This window comes from Trichlorobacter lovleyi (genome assembly GCF_015239775.1).
GTDB lineage: Bacteria > Desulfobacterota > Desulfuromonadia > Geobacterales > Pseudopelobacteraceae > Trichlorobacter > Trichlorobacter lovleyi_B.
Genome location: NZ_CP058409.1, coordinates 1,580,899 through 1,598,573, shown reverse-complemented (window position 1 = coordinate 1,598,573; position 17,675 = coordinate 1,580,899). Strand labels below are relative to the sequence as shown.

Here is a 17,675-nt window from a genome sequence, read left to right as displayed (position 1 = left end):
CCTCCTTCCTCCCTGCCGGGGCTTTTTATTCTAAGGGGTGCGCCATGTCAGTTATAGCCTATCCATGGGAGTTTATGAGGGTGGCAAATACATTTTATTTTCGCAATTTGCAGACGATGGAAGCGTTTAACTGTAGTGCCGAGGATTTGAGTAAGGCTATCCAGTTGCTGGCGGTGAAGCATGGCCTGTGAGTTATCAGCACGCATAGTGCCTGGTGATGCGAAGTGTAAGCAGTACCGGCAGAGCAATTATGTTTCATGCCGTGAATGCACAGAGGTTAATCCATCTGTTGTTTGTCGGGAGGTTGTTGTGGCTGAGCCAAAGAAGTTGAGGAAGGGTGACAAGTTCCGCTGTCCAGGATGTAAGCGTGATGATGCCATATTTGAGGCTAATGGGCTTTGTGGTGTGTGTACCACTGCCCAGCGCAAAAAGAAAAGATCATCTGCAGGAGCATCATCAGTTACGACAGAGCGGGCGCCATGCCTTCCCACCGGACCAGTTAGCAAGCCATCGGCTGTATATCCTGATCTGGATGCTGATGTAGCTGAGGTGTCTGCCTCGTTTGGCAAGGTTGATAATGCTGATGGCGAGTCGGTTTCGTTTGGGGTAGATCCGCTGGTACACATGGCACTTAGGGATGCCTGGTATGAGGTTGAACGCAAGGCCCTGGAGGCGCTTTCTGGACTGGCCCCTGCTTCTGCCCTGGTGCGCGCAGCAAACCTTGTGCAGCGTATTCAGGGGCTGGAGGTATAGCCACCATGAAGACCTTGACTCAAGCATCACGCCACGCAGTGGCGCACTCAGGCCTTTCGGTGTCCAGCCGTTCTGCCTCTCCCCTCCCCTCCCACCAAGTAGGAAAAGAAACCGTCCATCACCCTGTAGGGGGTGGGCTGTGATCAGTATCAAGGTGGATACCAGGGCAACTATGTCAGCTCTGTCAAACTCCGCACGTCAGATCCCTTATGCCATCAGTAAAGGGATCAACGATATAGCTGTGGGTCTCCAGAAGCATGAGCGCAGCGTGATGGAGTCCGTGCTTGATCGCCCTACCAAGTACACGCTTAACAGTTTGTTTGTAGCTAAGGGCAGCAAGGCCAACCCTACTGCGACTGTTGGTTTGAAGGATGTACCCAAGCATAGCACGCATTACTTGGAGCCGTTGATCAAGGGCGGGTCACGACACAAGAAGGGCACAGAGATAGCATTCGGTAGCAGGTGGTTTACGCCTGGCAAAGCTGCTTATGAGCTCGGATACATTGACCAGCACGGGAATTTTAAATCCAGTATTTTACAACAGCTGCGCTCTTACTTTGGGGTGGCAGAAATGTCTGCAGGTTATACCGCCAACAGTAAGCAGGCCAACAAAGAAAAGCTGGCTAAGATGAAGCGTACTTATTGGGACAGTAAGGCAGGCAAGATGAAGACTGTAACCAAAAGGCAACTGGTTAAGGATCCGAAGCGTGGTTACAAGACTATAGGTGGCAAGGTTTATTTCATGAGTATGGGCAGATATGCAGAGGTAAAAGACCCTAACTCTAGGTTGTGGAACAGTAGGTGGGAACAGCATCTGGCCGCTGGTATCTGGCAGAAGAGTGGCGTGCATGGTGCTGACGTAAAGCCCGTGTTGATGCAGGCCAAGGCACCAACATACACCAAGCGGTTTGATTTCTATGGTGAGGCCCAGCGCTTTGTTGACAAGCAAGGCGCTGCCATCATGTCCGCTGCTGTTGCCCAAGCACTGAAGACTGCACGGTGATTCCCCCGCACCCCCACGGTGAGGTAACCAACCAGATGATCACTATGTCCTGGCTGGTTTGATCGACAAGGCCCAAGGCTTTCACGGGTCCTTACCCCACTCTATACCGTGCGGGCTATTCAGACCTCGGTGTTTGGTTACGAATGAAATTTTTTTGATTGCGGAGAAACGGCAATGCCAGAAATGACAGGCGGTTTTGACATAGAATCGGGTGGTTATGCACTGCGCTGGTTGCATGAGGTGTGTGATGCGAAATCATCAGCTGCCCGAGTATTGCGCCAGTTATATCCTGGGGGTGCCGTTTGCGCCAGTTGTGGCCAGCCTATTCAGGGCCGTCGCCCGCTTGAAACCTTCTGGCGTGGTGATCGTACCTGGTGCAAGAGCTGTGAGACAAAGTTTTCCCCCCGGGCCGGTACCATACTGGCTGATTCCCACATAACCTTCGCACAGTTTGAAATTATACTGCTTTGCATCGGCCTGGGCTGCGATCAGCGTACCGTTGCCATTATGACCGGCCTGCACTGCGACACCGTAAAAGCCTGGTTCAGCAAAATCAAGTTCTGGGAGTCTGCCGGTGCCTGATTATACTGATCTGGTGAACGAACGCATACAGCAGGAAGCCGAATTTCTTCCCCAGCCACCAGAAGCCGGGCAAACGCCGGAAGAGCTCACCAGCGCCTTTGTGATCGAATGCCTGGCCAACAATGAGCTTGGTGATGGCACGCTTTACGCTCAACTGCACCGTGATCAGGTCGTATTCGTTAAAAAATCACAGGAATGGTTAACTTTTAAGGGCCATTACTGGGAGCAAGACATCTATGATCTCCACCTGCGCAAGGTCAAAGCCGTTGCTGGGATGTACCTGGATGAAGCCACCGGCCTGAAAGCCCCTATCCAACGGCTGGGTGATCAACTACGTGGCGTTGAAAAAGAGATTAAAACGGCTGACAGCATGATCAAATCAGCTGGCAGCGCCCTTGAAAAAGCCATCAAAGCCAACGATGGACCCGGTATCACCACCGCCACGCAAGACAAATCACGGGCTGAACAGCTTATTTCAGAACTTGAAACCCAGAAAGCCCACCTCACCGTAGAACTTGCCGGGCTCACCGGAACCCGTAAGAAACTCATCAGCCGAGTTGATAAACTCAACGGCGTCCGTGGTGCAGACAGCTGTGTCAAATGGGCTCACATCATAGAAAACCCCCTGGCAATCTCCGGTGATGAACTCGATCAGCATCCCCTGCTGCTACCCTGCGCCAACGGAGTAGTAGACCTTGAAACCGGAGAACTCCGCCCTGGTAAACCATCTGACTGGCTCAGTAAAGGCACCCCCATAGAATACCATGGCTTCGACACCCCGGCACCAGAATGGGAAACCTTCCTACACTCCATGTTTGAAGAAGAAGTAGTCGATTTTCAGCAAGAACTCATGGGCTACTGCGCCTCCGGTCTCACCTTAGAGCAATTCATCGCCGTCCACGTCGGTAAAGGCCGCAACGGAAAAGGCGTACTCTTTGAAATGATCGAGCAAGCACTCGGTCCCCTCTACTGGACCGTCCAGGCAGAACTACTCCTTGACAACAAAACCAGCCGCAGCAGCTCCGGTGCATCTCCAGACATCCTTGCCCTGCGCGGTAGACGCCTCGCAGCAGCCAGTGAAACCGACCAAGGCCGCCGGATCAGCGCTGCCCGTGTCAAAGAACTCACCGGATCAGACACCCTTAACGCCCGTCTGCTCTACGACAAAGCCGACACCAACTTCCGGCCAACTCACAAGCTCCACCTGCGCACCAACGAAGTACCAGGAGGGCTCACCAAAGACTTCGCCCTGCGTGAGCGCCTGATCTACCTCAAATACAAGTACATGTTCGTCGATGATCCAGAACAGAAAGCCCTTGAAGATCCCAACAACGCCGAATTCTACCGGCTCAAGGATCGCGGCCTCAAAGAGCGCCTGCAGAAAGAACTGCCGGGTATACTGGCATGGCTGGTCAGAGGATTCGCCAAATGGCAGAAGCGCGGCAAGCTCATAGTCCCTGACAGCTGCATCAAAGACGCTGAAAAGCTCCAGCAGGATGAAGACCTGATAGGTCAATTCATAGCCGCCTGCTGCCAGGCAGAAACGCCAAGCCACCGCGAGAACTTCAAGGCCATCTACGACACCTTTGCCTGGTGGTTCAATGAAACACAAGATGCCAGGGCCTCAAACTGCCCCAGCAAAAAGTGGTTTGGCAAAGAACTCGACAAGCGCGGCTTCAAACGCGAAACAGCCGGTGGCGATGCCAAAGTATTCGGCCTGGGCCTCATCGAACACCGGCAACTACCGTCAGGATGGTCACAGGAATGATGACCTTATCATCACTGACAGGCTGCTTTTACTCGGGGCAGGGGAAAATCATCATATCATCATAAATCATCATGGTTGCCAAAGTAGCGCAACCATTAAACAAAGTGGCAAACATGATGATAATGACCAAAGTATATAAACCTCGCGGGCGCGCGCGCACGCGAGAACATAACAAGCGGCATAATCCCGCTTTTAAGTTTTTACAACGCTTCAAACATTTTCAACTTTATATACTTTCATCATAATCATCATTTTTAGTGTTTTTATAAGTAATAACAGCAAGATAAACAGCCATGATGATTATGACGATATGATGATATTTAAAAAGGGCACTTAATGATACTCGCTCTGGCAGAAAAGCATATTTCACTTACAAAAACTGGTTCCAACTATGTTGGAGCGTGCCCTATTTGTGGTGGAGGTAAAAACAAGGATGCATTCACTGTCAATGTGGCAAAAGATTTTGTTAATTGCTACTCCTGCGGATTCAACGCAGACCCTGTCCGTTTTCTGCGCCAGATAGAGGGTAAGACCTGCCCGGAAGCCCACCGAGAGCTTGGTATAACCTGTGAGCGGGTAGAATGCCCTGTCTGGGACAAATGCAGCCGTGGCCGTGGTGAGCGTACAGACCAACCAGCAGCTCCAGACCCTGCTCAACAGCGCCCCACTGGTCCCGTCATCCATCAGGCAGACACCCCGGCTGAAAAATGGCAACAAAAAGCAGCGGCACTGGTAGAACACGCTCACCAGCAGTTGTTAACCAGTAGCTTACAACTGGATTACCTTGCCGGTCGTGGCCTGCCCCGTGAAGCCGTAGAAAAATACCGCCTCGGGTACCTGCCAGAAGACTACTACCGTCAGCGCTCCGCCTGGGGTCTGCCTGAAGAGATCAGCGAAAAAACCAACAAGCCTAAAAAGCTCTGGCTACCACAAGGCATTGTCATCCCATGGGCAGATCCCGCAGGTAGCGGTGCAATCCACCGCATCCGCATCCGCAAGCAAAACCTGCGTGATGCAAAAGACCCCCGTTACCACTGGCTGCCCGGCAGCGGCAACGACATCATCTGCCTCAACCCGACCGCCAAGGCCCACGTAATAGTAGAGAGCGACCTTGACGGACTGCTCATTGATTGGTTGGCCGGTGACCTTGTCGCCACCGTACCGCTCGGGTCATGCAGCACTAGACCCAAGGCCACCGCCTTTGAATCGCTCCAGCAAAGCCGCCGGATATTGGTAGCACTGGATTTTGACAAGCCTCAATGGAACGAACAGAAACAGCGGATGGTTGCCCCTGGTGCAGAAGCCTGCGGCTGGTGGTCAAAAACCTTTCCAGACACCTGGAAGCGCTGGCCCGTACCAGACGGTAAAGACCCCGGTGAAGCATTCCAGGCTGGCATAGATCTGCACCAATGGGTACGTGACGGCCTACCACCAGCACTTCGGGTAGAGATAAAAGCGCCAGTTGTCACCACAAGGGAAGAAACTGTCACCAAAACCGTGGCGCCTGATGCTGGCAATGATCATTCTGCGTCGCTTTATAGTGCCTCGGCACAGGGAGAGGTGCAGGAACAGCAACAGGCCAGCGTGGCCGTAGTCAAAATCGGCACCCATCAACTGCACATCACCGATGACAAGCCAACATGGGAAAAGCTGGGGAAACAAGGCAAAACCGCCTACAGCATCAACGAGCTGCAGCGGATGCTTGATACTGTGGGTACCGCTGGTGAATATGCCGACCACGCCAAAGAACTGCTTCTGTGTATCAAGGATGAGTTTAGTGACGGCGGATACATAGAAAAAACGGTCAAACTGGGGAAATAATGTTTGGTTATGGCTCGGGGGTGCCACGAATATGAAAACATTTTTGGCCTGCTGCTGGCTGATATTGGGCCTGTATTTCGTAATTGCATCAATAGGTAGGGGGTGCGGTGTCACAACTGCAATGGCTATGGCATGCGGATTTATGGTCGCGAGAAACGTGGCGGATATTATTGCGCCATAACGGCTGGCGCTTGAACCCCACGGTTTTTGTGTGGGGTCCTAGCGCTTGTTAAACCAGCGAAAGGAAAATCAGATGATAGACGCGATAGAAGCGGCGGCACGGTGGGAGTGGATGTGTGGAATCTTGGCTGGAGAGGGATGCAGCGACTTTGCAGGGTCGTTCCCTGAAATCAGGCAACTCATGGATTTGAAAAACGAGGTAGCGAGATTGACCGACACTCTGGCCGCTGTGATGGATACTGAATGGCGAGATGTTGGCACGCTTCCAAAAATTGACCCCGACACATGCCGGAGTAATGACCTGCTCGGCTGCTGGCCGAACGGTTCAATGATGGTTATTTATCTGGATGTCTGCAACGGCTGGATGGATAGCGAAGGCGGGGAGGCGTGCGTTACGATGCCAACTCATTGGCAACCGTTGCCTGAACCACCAAAGCAACCAGAGTCGGTTTAACGATTAGAGCTGTGGGGCGGGCCTTATCCGTCCCGCACCAGCGCCTTGGTTATGGCGCACATACCACAAAAAGGAGAATTACCACTCATGTCATATTCGTTGGAAACACCATGCTGTAACTACCCTTCTCCGATCCCTGGCGGGCAAGGGGATTGCGTCAAAAAAGACATCTGCACCGACCGCATGGTCATTCAGGGGGCAATAAACGCCGTTCACATGATGCCTTGCGGAGTTGGCCACCTTGGCGGAGGCTCCATCGTGCTCAACTGTTCCAACAAGCAGTTGGCTCAACCTCCGGTCGAAGAAACCGAATCGGATCACTAAAAACTGTGGCAATCGGCAATAAGGCTGCCGTGCGCCATAACGGGCCCCCCGGATGACAGGGCCCCGCAGAGGCTCCGTGTCCATTCGGATGGTTCGCCCGCAGGCGGGCGGATCATCCACCCTGTCAGCCGGGGGGCCCGTTCCTCCGACCGCAGGTCGGGGGAACGTAACCGGATAACCGGCTTGCGGCAAATGAAATGACTGAGACACCGAAATTACACAGAAAGGAAACGCCGGAAAACGCGCCCACAGTAAGCAAGTCCGCGTTAATTAAGGCGTTAGGTACGTACCATGTTGAACTGGGTAGATGCTAAAAAAGCCCCTAAAGACGGGAGGTGCATTATAGCAAAATTTAAAACTTGGCCTCAACCACTTGCCGCCATGTGGCATTCAGAAGATGAAAAATGGGTAGCGGCTGCCCCACAATGTTGCGAAATGGAAGGCGGTAGCGATGACCGATATTTTGAAAACGAGTGGTTTGATGATCATGATTTAACCGTGTGGGCTGAGTGTACCTAACGGTTTGAATTAACCCGCTTGACGGGTTGAATGTTTAGTTATGGGAGTCCATTGGATACCTAGTGGGCATGGTGGAGGTTGCTGGATTGTGAGAAGCGCACGGCCTGATTCACTCACACGAAAAGCCAGCGTAAAGAAGGCATTTAGGGTGCTGTGCGGGTTGCGCCCTCCTCCCATAACGAGAACGAGATAAGGCGCTGGCTGTAAGCCAGTCGCACTTGATTGAGCGGTTAGAAGCCGCAAGGGAGCATGATATGTACGAAAAAATGCAGCAGCTTGACGGTGTGCCAAATATACCGATGGCGGCGCATGTCTCTGTAGGTTTTGGGAGTGCATTTGTTACTAAAGACAACGAGTGTTTTTACAGCGAACCGCATGGGTCTGATTACGACAGCTGCATTTCAATGTCAGCGGTGGAGGCTGTAGCGGCTAATTTCCCTGATTCTGACTGGCGTGTGCATCTATGTGGCCCATTGTCAGAGATTCATTACCAACGGCAAGGGGCAGAGAATTGGGTTGCGTATGAATGTGGGCCGGGTTTCGCATAGGCATCTAACGGCTTGAGCTGAACCGCCGCGAAGCGGTCGGCTTCGAGCGTTTTGGTTAGAATCATCTTGGCGCGTGCGAAGCACTGCCGAAGGCATAGGGGTTACGATGTACGACGGAAGCTCGAAATGGTGGGATACGTGGCGGAAGTACCAAGGCGACAACATGAACCCAAAGTCTTTCAGATCGTGGACGAGAAAACAGATTTTAGCGATGTGGGAAGTGCAGTTCGGAGTTAGGAGGTTTTTCATTCTGGATTGGTGGCTGGTCAAATTGGGGCGGCGGGTATGAGGATAAACCGGTATCAGTGGGGATTTTGGTGGGGATACAGCAACGACTTTGATTTTTTACGCGTTGCTCTGGAGTGGCGCAGTTACAACAAGGCGTCTTTACGTGTGGTTGTTATGGGCTTTATGTGTTGTGTGACGTTTTCGGCTCTGTCCTGGCCAGCAATAAAGCGAAAAATGAGGGGGATAGAATGAATTACGACGGGCACGATGACGGTTGCGACTGTGCTGTGTGCGATGACATTGCATTTAGGGCATCCGTGCAAAAGGGTTTTATGAGCATCGCGGAAGTGCATGAACATGAAAAGATGTTGAGAGACGAGTTTGATGATGCTCTGGGTAAAATTGCACGGTTGCAGATTGATTTTCACCAGACCGCTGTAGCCCATGACAATTTCAAGTCGGCGCTGAAAAAGATTGCGCGGGGCACACTGGAGCCGGGGCACGTCTACGAGCAAGCCGTGATGATGCAGGAGATTGCCATCAAGGTTTTGCAGGAGGAACACGGCTGTACTGTCATGGGTGCGAAAGTTTGCTTTGCCTGCGGGGAGTGTGACCCGCTGACATCGGCTGACCTTGGCAAGAACTGCGGGGGTGTGCTGTGAGCGAGAATTACCAATATGCCGACTGCAAGCACTGTGGCAAAAGCATCATGGAAGGTGAAATACACGGATGCCGTCAAATGCTGTTGGCTGAAATTGCCGATTGTCACGCAACCATGCTGAGGCAGGCCCAACAGATTGACCACTGGAAGGAACAAGCCGCAATATACAAGGATCAGAAACAGGATGCGGATGATGAAGCGTGCATGTGGAAAAAGACGGCGTTGGCACAGGGCGAGGGGTTAGCACGGTATATTATCGACAAAGATCGGTATAGAGAAGCGTTGCAGAAAATTATCGAAACCGGCGATAAGTGCAACATCAAGTATGAGGCTGTGCATCTGATGACGATAGCACGCGAAGCCCTGGCCGACAGGCCATAAGCCAAGATGATTCTAACATCCAATTCCGCCGCAATCATGCGGCATAACCGGAAACGCTTAAACGTAAAAACAGCAACTTAACCCTGAAAGGAGCCGCAAATGAAGACCGAAACCAACAAACCACGCTTACTGGACCAGGTGCGCAACGCAATGTGGCTCCAACGGATGAGCCACAGCACCATCAGCACCTATGTAGACTGGATCAAGAGGTACATCCATCACCACAAACTGCGGCACCCGGCAGAAATGGGCGTTGTAGAGGTAGGCCAATTCCTCACCCATCTGGTGGGAGGCCGTCAAGGCGTCGCTGCCAGCACCCAGAAGCAAGCCCTATGCGCCCTGGTCTACCTCTACAAGCATGTCCTCAAGATAGACCTGGGTGACATCTCGTTTTTGCGCTCAAAGCGCCCTGCCCGGCTGCCGGTAGTATTAAGCCGGGATGAAGTCTGGAAAGTGCTGGACAACCTGCAGGGCCCTGTCTGGATCATGGCCGCCATGATGTACGGCTGCGGCCTGCGTCTGATGGAATGCTGCCAGCTGCGGGTGCAAGACATTGACTTTGACCGCCGTACCGTGCTGGTCCGTGCCGGAAAGGGTGATAAAGACCGCTATGTTCCACTGCCTGAACTGGTCATTGCGCCACTGCGCCAGCACCTGTCACGGGTGGCAGAACTCCACCGGCAGGATCTTGAAGACGGCTGGGGCGCTGTTGATATGCCCGGCGCCATGGCAAAGAAACTGCCAAATGCCCCCTGGGCATATCACTGGCAATGGGTATTCCCCGCCCCTACCCGATACACCGAAAAAGCAACCGGCATTCAGCGCCGCTGGCACCTGCATGAATCAGCCCTGCAAAAACAGGTAAAAGCTGCCGGCACAAAAGCCAGAATCGGCAAACGGGTCTACCCTCACATCCTGCGGCACTCGTTTGCCACCCATTGGCTAGAAGATGCAGACGGTGCTCAGGACATCGTACTACCACGCCTGCAGCGGCTGCTGGGCCACTACAAACTTGAAACCACCATGGTCTATGTCCATATGATCACCCCCAGCCGGGTAAACAGCCCGCTTGATCGTAGACCGGCAAGGATAGCAGCATGATTCACATCACCACCCTTATAACCCTGCAGGCCAAGCACAACCGCGCCTGTGATAAACACAACTGGACCGGCTACACCCTGGCAGACATGAACGCTGCAGCAGCTGGTGAACAGCTTGAAATAGATCAGGCAGAAGAATGCGGACAGATCCACGGCCCCCATGGCGTAATTGATGAAACCTATGACCTGATAGCCGTACTGCTGCGCAAGGTAGAAGCGCTGGAAGGGATGCCCCATGCAAGCAATCCGTAACCTGCTGTTTGACCCCCGCGTCTTCAGCTACCTAATAATGGGGCTCTACCTGCTCAACGCCCTGCGCTGGGCCTATGAACGCAAACCGGCTGATGTCTGCTACTGGCTCTCAGCCCTGGCAATCACCGCAACCGTAACCTTTGGGTATAAACACTGACATGACCGCCACCAACCACGCCACAGACCTGCAGGCCATCCTTGATGCTGCCATTGCCACCGCCAAGGCCAACCCCACTGCTGCCAACATCAGCACCGTGGAAAAGGCCCGCAAGGCCGTGGATGACTACAACTCTGCCCAGGCTGGTGACCCTGCTGGTGAAAAGTTCAAAACCCAGACCGCTGCCCTGCTCTACCTGCAGCGCACCTACAAGATTGAGAAAAGCAAACTCTCTGCCGATGTCCAGGCCGGCAAAGTACCACGCAAAGACGGTGTTTATTCTGCCAAGGATCTGGACTACTACGCCAACGCCGTACGGCTGGAACTTAAGAACAGTGAACCGCAACAGAACAGTGAAGACGGTGGTGAACAGCTCAAGCGCTTTCAGGCCCAACTGGCAGAACTCAAACTGCAAGAGCGTCGTGGCCAGCTCATTGACGCAGCAGAAGAAGAAGCTCGGGATGCAAAATTATGGTTTGCCGTATGGTCAGACATTGAAAATCAGGGGCCTAACGTAATTAATCAAATCATCAACCGTATCGGTGATCTTGGCTTACCTGAAGAGATTCACCAGCGAATCACCGCCCTGGTACCTGAACTGCGGCAGGAGTATGAAGACACGCTTGCTGATATCCGCGACCGATACGCAAGGGATGGAGGGATAGAGGCATGATGCCTGCTGTTGCAGAACAGCCAAAAGAATTTATCCGCTTCCGACCTGCTGAAATCAAGGTATTCCGAAAGCGTAAGCGTCTACCTGGTCCGGAATGGTTTGAGCGCAACATCAACGTTCCGATCGGATCCCGCAAGGGTCTCTACCGCAACAGCAACAATCCGGCTATGTGGGGGATACTGCACTGGGCTACCCTACCCTGGGTGCGCACACTGGTACTGGCCAAAGGTATACAGGTCGGCGGCACTCTGATCTTCTACGGCCTCATGCTACGCGAAGCCCAGTACACTGCCGACACGGCCCTGATAGTCATGGCTGATGAGCGCAGCGTCAAAAAACTCAGCAAAAAGCGCCTGCAGCCGATGATTGATCAATCACCAGCCCTGGCCAGCATCAAAAGCAGCAACCCGGACGACACCAGTATCTACAGCATCAGCCTGTCCCATGGTTTCACCATTGATATCGGCTGGTCCAGCTCTGAAATGTCCGTATCGTCTGAATCATACCGTGTGGTCCTGCTGGATGAGATCAGTAAATACAAAGTGCGCGGCAACATCGAAGACGCGAAAGGCCGCACCACCGTTCACCAGGACACTTTCAAACTCTGGATATGGTCATCCCCTGGCATAGACACCGATGATCCGGAAAACCGTGATCCCCTCATGGTAGAGGCTGAAGCCTGCGATGTCATGCTGGAGTTTTTCGCCAAATGTCCTGATTGTGGCAAAGAACAGGTAATGATCTTTGATCGGTTTGGCTGGCCAGGGCAAGTCAACCTTCAAGGACAGACAGAAGCAGATCCCAAAGCCATCCGCCGCAACCGATCGGCTTGGTACCAGTGCGAACACTGCCCCAGCCGCTGGAATGACTACAAGCGCGATAAAGCCGTGCTTGCCAGTATGAAAACCGGCTGGAAACCAACCGATGGCGAAGAGATCGAGCGCCCCCAGTCGGTCTACTTCCACTTCCCTGCTTGGCTCTCCCCCTATGTCAGCCTGTCTGAAGTCGTTGCCAGCTGGTTAGAGGCCCAGGGTGATGAAGAAAAACTGCGTAAATGGAACAACCGCTTTGCCGGGGTAAGCTATCGTGTCAATAGCACCCATGCACCAGAACTTGAGGCCCTGGCTGATCGTGCAGAGGTCTACCCGGCAGAAGTGCCCATGAACGCCGGCATACTCACTGCAGGTGCAGACGTACAGATCAACCGGATCGAGATCGAGGTAGTGGCCTGGGGCGTAGGCAATGAATCATGGGGTATTGAAAATCAGGTATTCTATGGCGATCCTCGCCTGCCTGATGTCTGGGCCCAGCTTGATACCTACCTATCAAAACGCTGGAAGCATGAAAGCGGGGTAGAAATCGGGCTATCTAGAACCTTTGTGGACTCTGGCTACTGTTCCAGTCACGTCTACAAATTCACTGCTCCACGTAAGCCGCGCAATATTTACAGCGTCAAGGGCGCATCGTCGGCAGAGGCTCCAGAGGTGCTGGGCCCAACCAAGCAGCGGATCGGAAGCACCAAGGCCGAAGTATTCATCCTGGGCGGCAACAAACTCAAAACCACCATGTTCGGCTACTTTGATATTGCCCAGCCCGGACCAGGCTACTGTCACCTGCCAGATACCTATGACAAGACCTGGTACGAACAGATGCAGGCAGAACACCAGGTGGCCCAGAAAACAAATGGCAGACCGGTACAGGTCTGGCAAAAGAAAAAGGCCAATCTTGCCAACGAGGCTATTGATAAACGCCAGTACGCCCTTGCCGCGCTCATGTCCCTACGGGTGGATATCAAGGCCCAGATAGCGGCACTCAAGTCGGCAGCGGAACCCAAAGAACCACAAAAACAGACAGCATCAGGCCCGCCAGGCGGGTTTGTACGCGGATGGAGGCGATAACATGGCAACACCCTATCTTTCGATTGGTCAGGTAGCGCAAAAACTTGGTGTAAGCACCCGTACCGTCCGCAACTGGTGGTTGTCAGGTAAAACCTCTTTGCAGGCCTGGTGCCCTGGCCATATTGTGGGTAAAACCGGCCTCAAATTCACTCGGAAAAGTGTGGAAGTTTTTATCCAGCAAGGCAACGTAAAGCCAGATGAATACGAGAACGCATAGCTTGTACATGCAGTGAAAAAGTCGAATAAGTCGAAAAACCCGAAAAAGCCGAAAAACCCCACCTGCTTTTACACCCAGTATGTTGCACGCTCTGTTCACCATGAGCGTAATCATTCCCACAACCGAACCGCAGCAGCTACAGGCCGGTGATTCCATCCGCTGGAAGATCAGCCTGGCTGATTATCCGGCGTCTGCTGGCTGGTATCTTAAATACCGGCTGCTGTCAGCAAGCGGCAAGATTGATATTCAGTCAACAGCCGATGGTGATGATCACCTGGTACAGATCACCGCTGTAACTTCTGCTGCCTGGGCATCCGGTACCTACACCATGCAGCGCATGGTCACCAACAACACAGACCGCTATACCCTTGACACCCGTACCATTCAGATTTTGCCCGATCTGTCAGCAGCCACCGCTGCAACTGACACCCGCACACAGGCACGCCGGGCACTGGATGCTATTAACGCCGTACTTGAAGGCCGCGCCTCCCGCTCTGATGCAGAGTATGAAGTCACCACCGCTGGATCTACCCGTAAACTTAAGTCCTTAACTACAGAGCAACTGCTCCCCCTGCTGCAGCATTATACCCTGGCTGTCTGGCGTGAACAGAACCCCGGCAAACTCTGCCCGCAACTGCGCCTTACTGTGAGGTGTACCAATGGGTAAGCTTAGTCGCATGGTTAACCGCGCTCTTTCTGCAGTGGGTCTGCGCCGTGTGCGCAACTCCGGTATTGTCCCTGGCACAGAATCCTATCAGATCCTTAAAGAGTGGATCGAAAGCCCGTTAAAGGGTGCCGGTTCACTTGATTGGGATCTGCGCAACAAGATCAGCGCCACCCGTAACACCTCCCGCAAGCTGGCACTCAATAATCCTTTGGTGCGCCAGTACCTGCAACTGCTTGAGCAAAACGTCATAGGACCAAAAGGTATGCGCCTGCAGTGCCAGGTCCGCAATGCTACAGGCGATCTTGATAAATCTACCAACAGCGCCATTGAGGCCGCTTTTGCTGATTTCTGGCGTTCTCCCTGGGTAGATGGCCGGCTGTCCGGCGTACAGGGTGAACAACTGCTTATCCGCACTATGGCTGTTGATGGTGAGGCCTTTGTCCGCCGCGTGCTGGGTAGTCGTTTTAAGTACGGCATGGCCCTGCAGATGATTGATGCAGACCTGGTTGATCATCAGCTTAACCGTGCCCGTGGTGCCAAAGGCGAAAATGAAATCAGGTTGGGTATTGAGGTTGATGAATGGGGTGCTGCTGTTGCCATCTACGTGCTGGATTCTGCCCAGCAGGATATCAATGGGGCACGTTCACAGGGCAAACACATCCGTATACCGGCATCTGAAATTATTCACCTCTATGATCCAGAGCGGATCAACCAAAGCCGGGGCATTACCTGGCTTAACTCTGTTGCCCTGCCACTTAATATTCTGGATGGCTATGTAGAAGCAACACTGGTAGCTGCCCGTACCGCTGCCTGCTCCATGCCGCTATTCAAGCACACTAATGCCGATCTGTACGGCACCGATTCAAGCGGCAACCCTGTAGCGCAAAACTTCAGCATAGAACTAAACCCCGGTGGTGGTCTTACCCTCCCCCCAGGGCTTGAAATGCAGGAATTCGACCCCAGCAAGCCAACCATAAACTTCGGAGAATTCACCAAAGAAAACAAGCGCTGGGTCTCTTCCGGCGTACAGGTCTCATACAACGCCCTGGCTAATGACCTTGAAGGCGTCAACTTCTCCAGCATGCGTTCAGGCCTGCTGATAGAGCGCGATTCCTGGCAGTGCCACCAGCAAATGTGGATAGACCGCTTTAGATTACCGGTACATGGCTGGTTTGTACCTGCTGCAATGCTTTCCGGCAACCTGCGCCTGCCCTCCCATGATGCCTCCCTGTATCTGGCTGCCCGCTTAATCCCCCGTGGCTGGAAGTGGGTAGACCCTCTCAAAGAAGCCACCGCTGCCGTGCTGGCTATTAAAGAAGGGCTTGGTTCCCGTACCGGATTCCTCGGCGAACAGGGCGAAGATTTTGAAGCCATAGTAGAGCAGCTGGCAGACGAAGCCACCATCACCAAGGATGCCGGTATCACACTGGGTGAAGCTCCGCAACAAAACCAGCAGCAGAACAGTGATCAACGCTTAATGGCCGCGCTACGGCTGCTGCTTGCAGAAGAAAAGGAGGCATAACCATGCCTGAAAAGAAATTCTACTCAATCAAGGCCATGGCAGAAACTGACACGGCTGAGATCTTCATCTATGAGCAGATCGGTGAAGATTGGTGGACCGGTGAAGGCGTCACCGCCAAGAACTTCTGTAAAGAAGTAGCTGCCCTTAACGTCCGGCAGATAGACCTGCATATTAACAGCCCTGGTGGTTCGGTATTTGATGGTCAGGCCATCTACAACGCCCTTAAGCGTCACCCTGCCTGCGTCACCACCTACGTTGACGGCATTGCCGCCTCAATCGCCTCGGTAATTGCCCTGGCTGGTGACACCGTAATCATGGCACCCAACTCCCTCTATATGATCCACAACCCTTGGGGGCTGGCACAGGGCAGCGCCGATGAAATGCGCAAGTATGCCGACCTGCTGGACAAGGTGCGCGACACCATCGTCTCTGTCTACCGAGAAAAGTGCGGCCTGTCTGATGAAGGGATCATAGCTTTAATGGATGCTGAAACCTGGATGAGCGCAGAAGAGGCCCAGGCCTTTGGCTTCGTCGATGAAATCGGTACAGAACTAAAGCTTGCCGCCCTGGCTGGATTCGATTTCAAGGCTATGGGCTTTAAAAAAGCCCCGGCCATTTCCGCAAGCATTACCTCTGCTCCGGCAGAGAAACCACAAACGGCCCCACAGGCCGAAATAAAGGAGGCTCCAATGCCTAACGTAGCTGTTGGAACCCCGGCTGCCGGGGAACGTAACCACCAGAGCGAAGCTGCAGAAATTGCAGCAATGTGCGCACAGAACCACTGTGCCGACCGTGCCGCCGGTTTTATCCAGGCCGGTTTCACCCCTGACCAGGTTGGTCGCCAAATCCTTGATCTGCACGCATCCGGCGCACTAGCCACCCCTGCTGCAGAAGCCCCGGCACTGATTGACATGGGCAAACAGGCCAAGAACTACAGCTATCAGAAAGCCCTGGTAGCTGCCATTGATATTCGCGAAGGCCGCGCAGCATCTGGTTTTGAGTATGAAATCCACCAAGATATCGCCAAGCGCCTGCCCCAAAACTATCAGGCTAAGGGTGGAATCTTAATGCCTATGCGTGTACAAAACACCGCCCTGACAACCGGTGGATCAGGCACTGGATCTGAAGTTGTTTTCACCGAGTACGGTGAACTGATCGACATTCTCAGAAAGGTATCAGTTCTGACCCGTATGGGCGCCAAAACCCTCACTGACCTGCGCGGTCCCATCACTTTCCCAAAACTCACCGGCTCTCACACGGCTCACTGGGTTGGTGAAAATCCAGGCAGCGATGTTGGTGGCTCAAACGTTACCTTTGGTACCATGACCATGAGTCCCAAGACTCTGCAGGCAACCGGCGCAGTATCCCGCCAGCTGTTAGTGCAGTCCACTCCTGATGTCGAAGGTATTGTCCGTACCGATATCGGAATGGTCCATGCCCTGGCCTGGGACCAATCCGGTATCCACGCCGATGGCACTGCCAATGACCCCACCGGTATCTATGCCGCCGCTGGTATCAATGCTGTTGCCATGGGTGGCGTGCCAACCTTTGGCAAGCTGGTGGATATGGAAACTGAAATCAACAAAGACAATGCCCTGATCAGCAACATGGGCTTTGTTACCACCTCTGGTATGGCCGGAAAGATGCGCCAGACCCTTGAAAGCGCCACTGCTGGTGCCCGCTGGATCTGGGACGGAAACGCCATGGAAGGCATCATGGCCGGTTATAAGGCAATGTCCAGTAACCAGATCAAGGCCAATCTGGGCACCGGAACTGATGAACATGGCCTTATCCTGGGCAACTGGGCAGACATGCTGATCGGCATGTGGGCTGGTATCGAACTGCTGGTTGATCCTTATACGTTGGTTCAACAGGGATTGATTCAAATCACTTCCTTCCAGATGGTTGATATCGGTATCCGCCGTCCTGAATCCTTCTGCAAGGCCACTGGAGCCAAAATAGCCTAA

At 53.3% G+C, this 17,675-nt stretch carries 20 protein-coding genes; all 20 read left to right on the top strand.

Going from position 1 to position 17,675, the window contains the following annotated elements; genetic code table 11:
* Positions 1-44: 44 nt before the first annotated feature.
* The 20 genes from FY034_RS07375 (at position 45) to FY034_RS07280 (ending at position 17,675) form a co-directional block, all read left to right on the top strand.
* On the top strand, positions 45-191 hold the full coding sequence (locus tag FY034_RS07375; protein WP_265554815.1) for a hypothetical protein: 147 nt from the start codon (positions 45-47) through the stop codon (positions 189-191).
* 358 nt (positions 192-549) lie between these two features.
* Complete coding sequence (locus tag FY034_RS07370; protein WP_265554813.1) at positions 550-753, top strand: hypothetical protein; 204 nt, start codon at positions 550-552, stop codon at positions 751-753.
* Positions 754-892: 139 nt separating this feature from the next.
* Positions 893-1,756: a hypothetical protein gene (locus tag FY034_RS07365; RefSeq protein WP_265554812.1), complete on the top strand. Its 864-nt coding sequence runs from the start codon at positions 893-895 to the stop codon at positions 1,754-1,756.
* A gap of 174 nt (positions 1,757-1,930) precedes the next feature.
* Positions 1,931-2,338 (top strand): hypothetical protein, encoded by a 408-nt coding sequence (locus FY034_RS07360; RefSeq protein WP_265554810.1) that lies wholly within the window; start codon positions 1,931-1,933, stop codon positions 2,336-2,338.
* Positions 2,331-4,106 carry a DNA primase family protein gene (locus FY034_RS07355; RefSeq protein ID WP_265554808.1) on the top strand — a complete coding sequence of 592 codons (1,776 nt, stop codon included), beginning with the start codon at positions 2,331-2,333 and terminating at the stop codon, positions 4,104-4,106. Before FY034_RS07360 ends, FY034_RS07355 begins: the two co-directional genes overlap by 8 nt.
* Before the next feature lie 336 nt (positions 4,107-4,442).
* Positions 4,443-5,927: a CHC2 zinc finger domain-containing protein gene (locus FY034_RS07350; RefSeq protein WP_265554805.1), complete on the top strand. Its 1,485-nt coding sequence runs from the start codon at positions 4,443-4,445 to the stop codon at positions 5,925-5,927.
* Between the two features lie 253 nt (positions 5,928-6,180).
* On the top strand, positions 6,181-6,561 hold the full coding sequence (locus tag FY034_RS07345) for a DUF551 domain-containing protein (RefSeq protein WP_265554803.1): 381 nt from the start codon (positions 6,181-6,183) through the stop codon (positions 6,559-6,561).
* Between the two features lie 615 nt (positions 6,562-7,176).
* Entirely contained in the window at positions 7,177-7,404 is a 228-nt protein-coding gene (locus tag FY034_RS07340) for a hypothetical protein (protein WP_265554801.1), read from the top strand.
* A 254-nt stretch (positions 7,405-7,658) separates the two neighbouring features.
* Entirely contained in the window at positions 7,659-7,952 is a 294-nt protein-coding gene (locus tag FY034_RS07335; protein WP_265551214.1) for a hypothetical protein, read from the top strand.
* Positions 7,953-8,428: 476 nt separating this feature from the next.
* A complete protein-coding gene (locus FY034_RS07330; RefSeq protein WP_265554799.1) occupies positions 8,429-8,842 on the top strand; it encodes a hypothetical protein in 414 nt (137 codons plus the stop codon).
* Positions 8,839-9,222 carry a hypothetical protein gene (locus FY034_RS07325; RefSeq protein WP_265554798.1) on the top strand — a complete coding sequence of 128 codons (384 nt, stop codon included), beginning with the start codon at positions 8,839-8,841 and terminating at the stop codon, positions 9,220-9,222. The genes FY034_RS07330 and FY034_RS07325 overlap by 4 nt, the downstream gene beginning before the upstream one ends.
* A gap of 99 nt (positions 9,223-9,321) precedes the next feature.
* On the top strand, positions 9,322-10,323 hold the full coding sequence (locus FY034_RS07320) for an integron integrase (RefSeq protein ID WP_265554797.1): 1,002 nt from the start codon (positions 9,322-9,324) through the stop codon (positions 10,321-10,323).
* The gene (locus tag FY034_RS07315; protein WP_265554795.1) at positions 10,320-10,574 is read left to right on the top strand and encodes a hypothetical protein; all 255 of its coding nucleotides are present in this window, start codon (positions 10,320-10,322) and stop codon (positions 10,572-10,574) included. The genes FY034_RS07320 and FY034_RS07315 overlap by 4 nt, the downstream gene beginning before the upstream one ends.
* Positions 10,558-10,731, top strand: coding sequence for a hypothetical protein (locus tag FY034_RS07310; RefSeq protein WP_265554794.1), 174 nt, complete (start codon positions 10,558-10,560; stop codon positions 10,729-10,731). The genes FY034_RS07315 and FY034_RS07310 overlap by 17 nt, the downstream gene beginning before the upstream one ends.
* 1 nt (position 10,732) lies before the next feature.
* The gene (locus FY034_RS07305; RefSeq protein WP_265554792.1) at positions 10,733-11,404 is read left to right on the top strand and encodes a hypothetical protein; all 672 of its coding nucleotides are present in this window, start codon (positions 10,733-10,735) and stop codon (positions 11,402-11,404) included.
* Positions 11,401-13,302: a terminase gpA endonuclease subunit gene (locus FY034_RS07300; protein ID WP_265554790.1), complete on the top strand. Its 1,902-nt coding sequence runs from the start codon at positions 11,401-11,403 to the stop codon at positions 13,300-13,302. The genes FY034_RS07305 and FY034_RS07300 overlap by 4 nt, the downstream gene beginning before the upstream one ends.
* 1 nt (position 13,303) lies before the next feature.
* Complete coding sequence (locus FY034_RS07295) at positions 13,304-13,519, top strand: helix-turn-helix domain-containing protein (protein ID WP_265554789.1); 216 nt, start codon at positions 13,304-13,306, stop codon at positions 13,517-13,519.
* Between the two features lie 100 nt (positions 13,520-13,619).
* Positions 13,620-14,186, top strand: coding sequence for a hypothetical protein (locus FY034_RS07290; protein ID WP_265554787.1), 567 nt, complete (start codon positions 13,620-13,622; stop codon positions 14,184-14,186).
* Entirely contained in the window at positions 14,179-15,708 is a 1,530-nt protein-coding gene (locus tag FY034_RS07285; RefSeq protein ID WP_265554785.1) for a phage portal protein, read from the top strand. The genes FY034_RS07290 and FY034_RS07285 overlap by 8 nt, the downstream gene beginning before the upstream one ends.
* A 2-nt stretch (positions 15,709-15,710) precedes the next feature.
* Positions 15,711-17,675, top strand: coding sequence for a head maturation protease, ClpP-related (locus FY034_RS07280; protein ID WP_265554783.1), 1,965 nt, complete (start codon positions 15,711-15,713; stop codon positions 17,673-17,675).

Bases quoted from the DNA above. Each gene is read 5' to 3' on its own strand.
- FY034_RS07280 (WP_265554783.1), top strand. From the start codon at position 15,711: ATGCCTGAAAAGAAATTCTACTCAATCAAGGCCATGGCAGAAACTGAC.
- FY034_RS07330 (WP_265554799.1), top strand. From the start codon at position 8,429: ATGAATTACGACGGGCACGATGACGGTTGCGACTGTGCTGTGTGCGAT.
- FY034_RS07345 (WP_265554803.1), top strand. From the start codon at position 6,181: ATGATAGACGCGATAGAAGCGGCGGCACGGTGGGAGTGGATGTGTGGA.
- FY034_RS07310 (WP_265554794.1), top strand. From the start codon at position 10,558: ATGCAAGCAATCCGTAACCTGCTGTTTGACCCCCGCGTCTTCAGCTAC.
- FY034_RS07375 (WP_265554815.1), top strand. From the start codon at position 45: ATGTCAGTTATAGCCTATCCATGGGAGTTTATGAGGGTGGCAAATACA.
- FY034_RS07285 (WP_265554785.1), top strand. From the start codon at position 14,179: ATGGGTAAGCTTAGTCGCATGGTTAACCGCGCTCTTTCTGCAGTGGGT.
- FY034_RS07360 (WP_265554810.1), top strand. From the start codon at position 1,931: ATGCCAGAAATGACAGGCGGTTTTGACATAGAATCGGGTGGTTATGCA.
- FY034_RS07340 (WP_265554801.1), top strand. From the start codon at position 7,177: ATGTTGAACTGGGTAGATGCTAAAAAAGCCCCTAAAGACGGGAGGTGC.
- FY034_RS07315 (WP_265554795.1), top strand. From the start codon at position 10,320: ATGATTCACATCACCACCCTTATAACCCTGCAGGCCAAGCACAACCGC.
- FY034_RS07350 (WP_265554805.1), top strand. From the start codon at position 4,443: ATGATACTCGCTCTGGCAGAAAAGCATATTTCACTTACAAAAACTGGT.
- FY034_RS07290 (WP_265554787.1), top strand. From the start codon at position 13,620: ATGAGCGTAATCATTCCCACAACCGAACCGCAGCAGCTACAGGCCGGT.
- FY034_RS07305 (WP_265554792.1), top strand. From the start codon at position 10,733: ATGACCGCCACCAACCACGCCACAGACCTGCAGGCCATCCTTGATGCT.
- FY034_RS07295 (WP_265554789.1), top strand. From the start codon at position 13,304: ATGGCAACACCCTATCTTTCGATTGGTCAGGTAGCGCAAAAACTTGGT.
- FY034_RS07335 (WP_265551214.1), top strand. From the start codon at position 7,659: ATGTACGAAAAAATGCAGCAGCTTGACGGTGTGCCAAATATACCGATG.
- FY034_RS07320 (WP_265554797.1), top strand. From the start codon at position 9,322: ATGAAGACCGAAACCAACAAACCACGCTTACTGGACCAGGTGCGCAAC.
- FY034_RS07300 (WP_265554790.1), top strand. From the start codon at position 11,401: ATGATGCCTGCTGTTGCAGAACAGCCAAAAGAATTTATCCGCTTCCGA.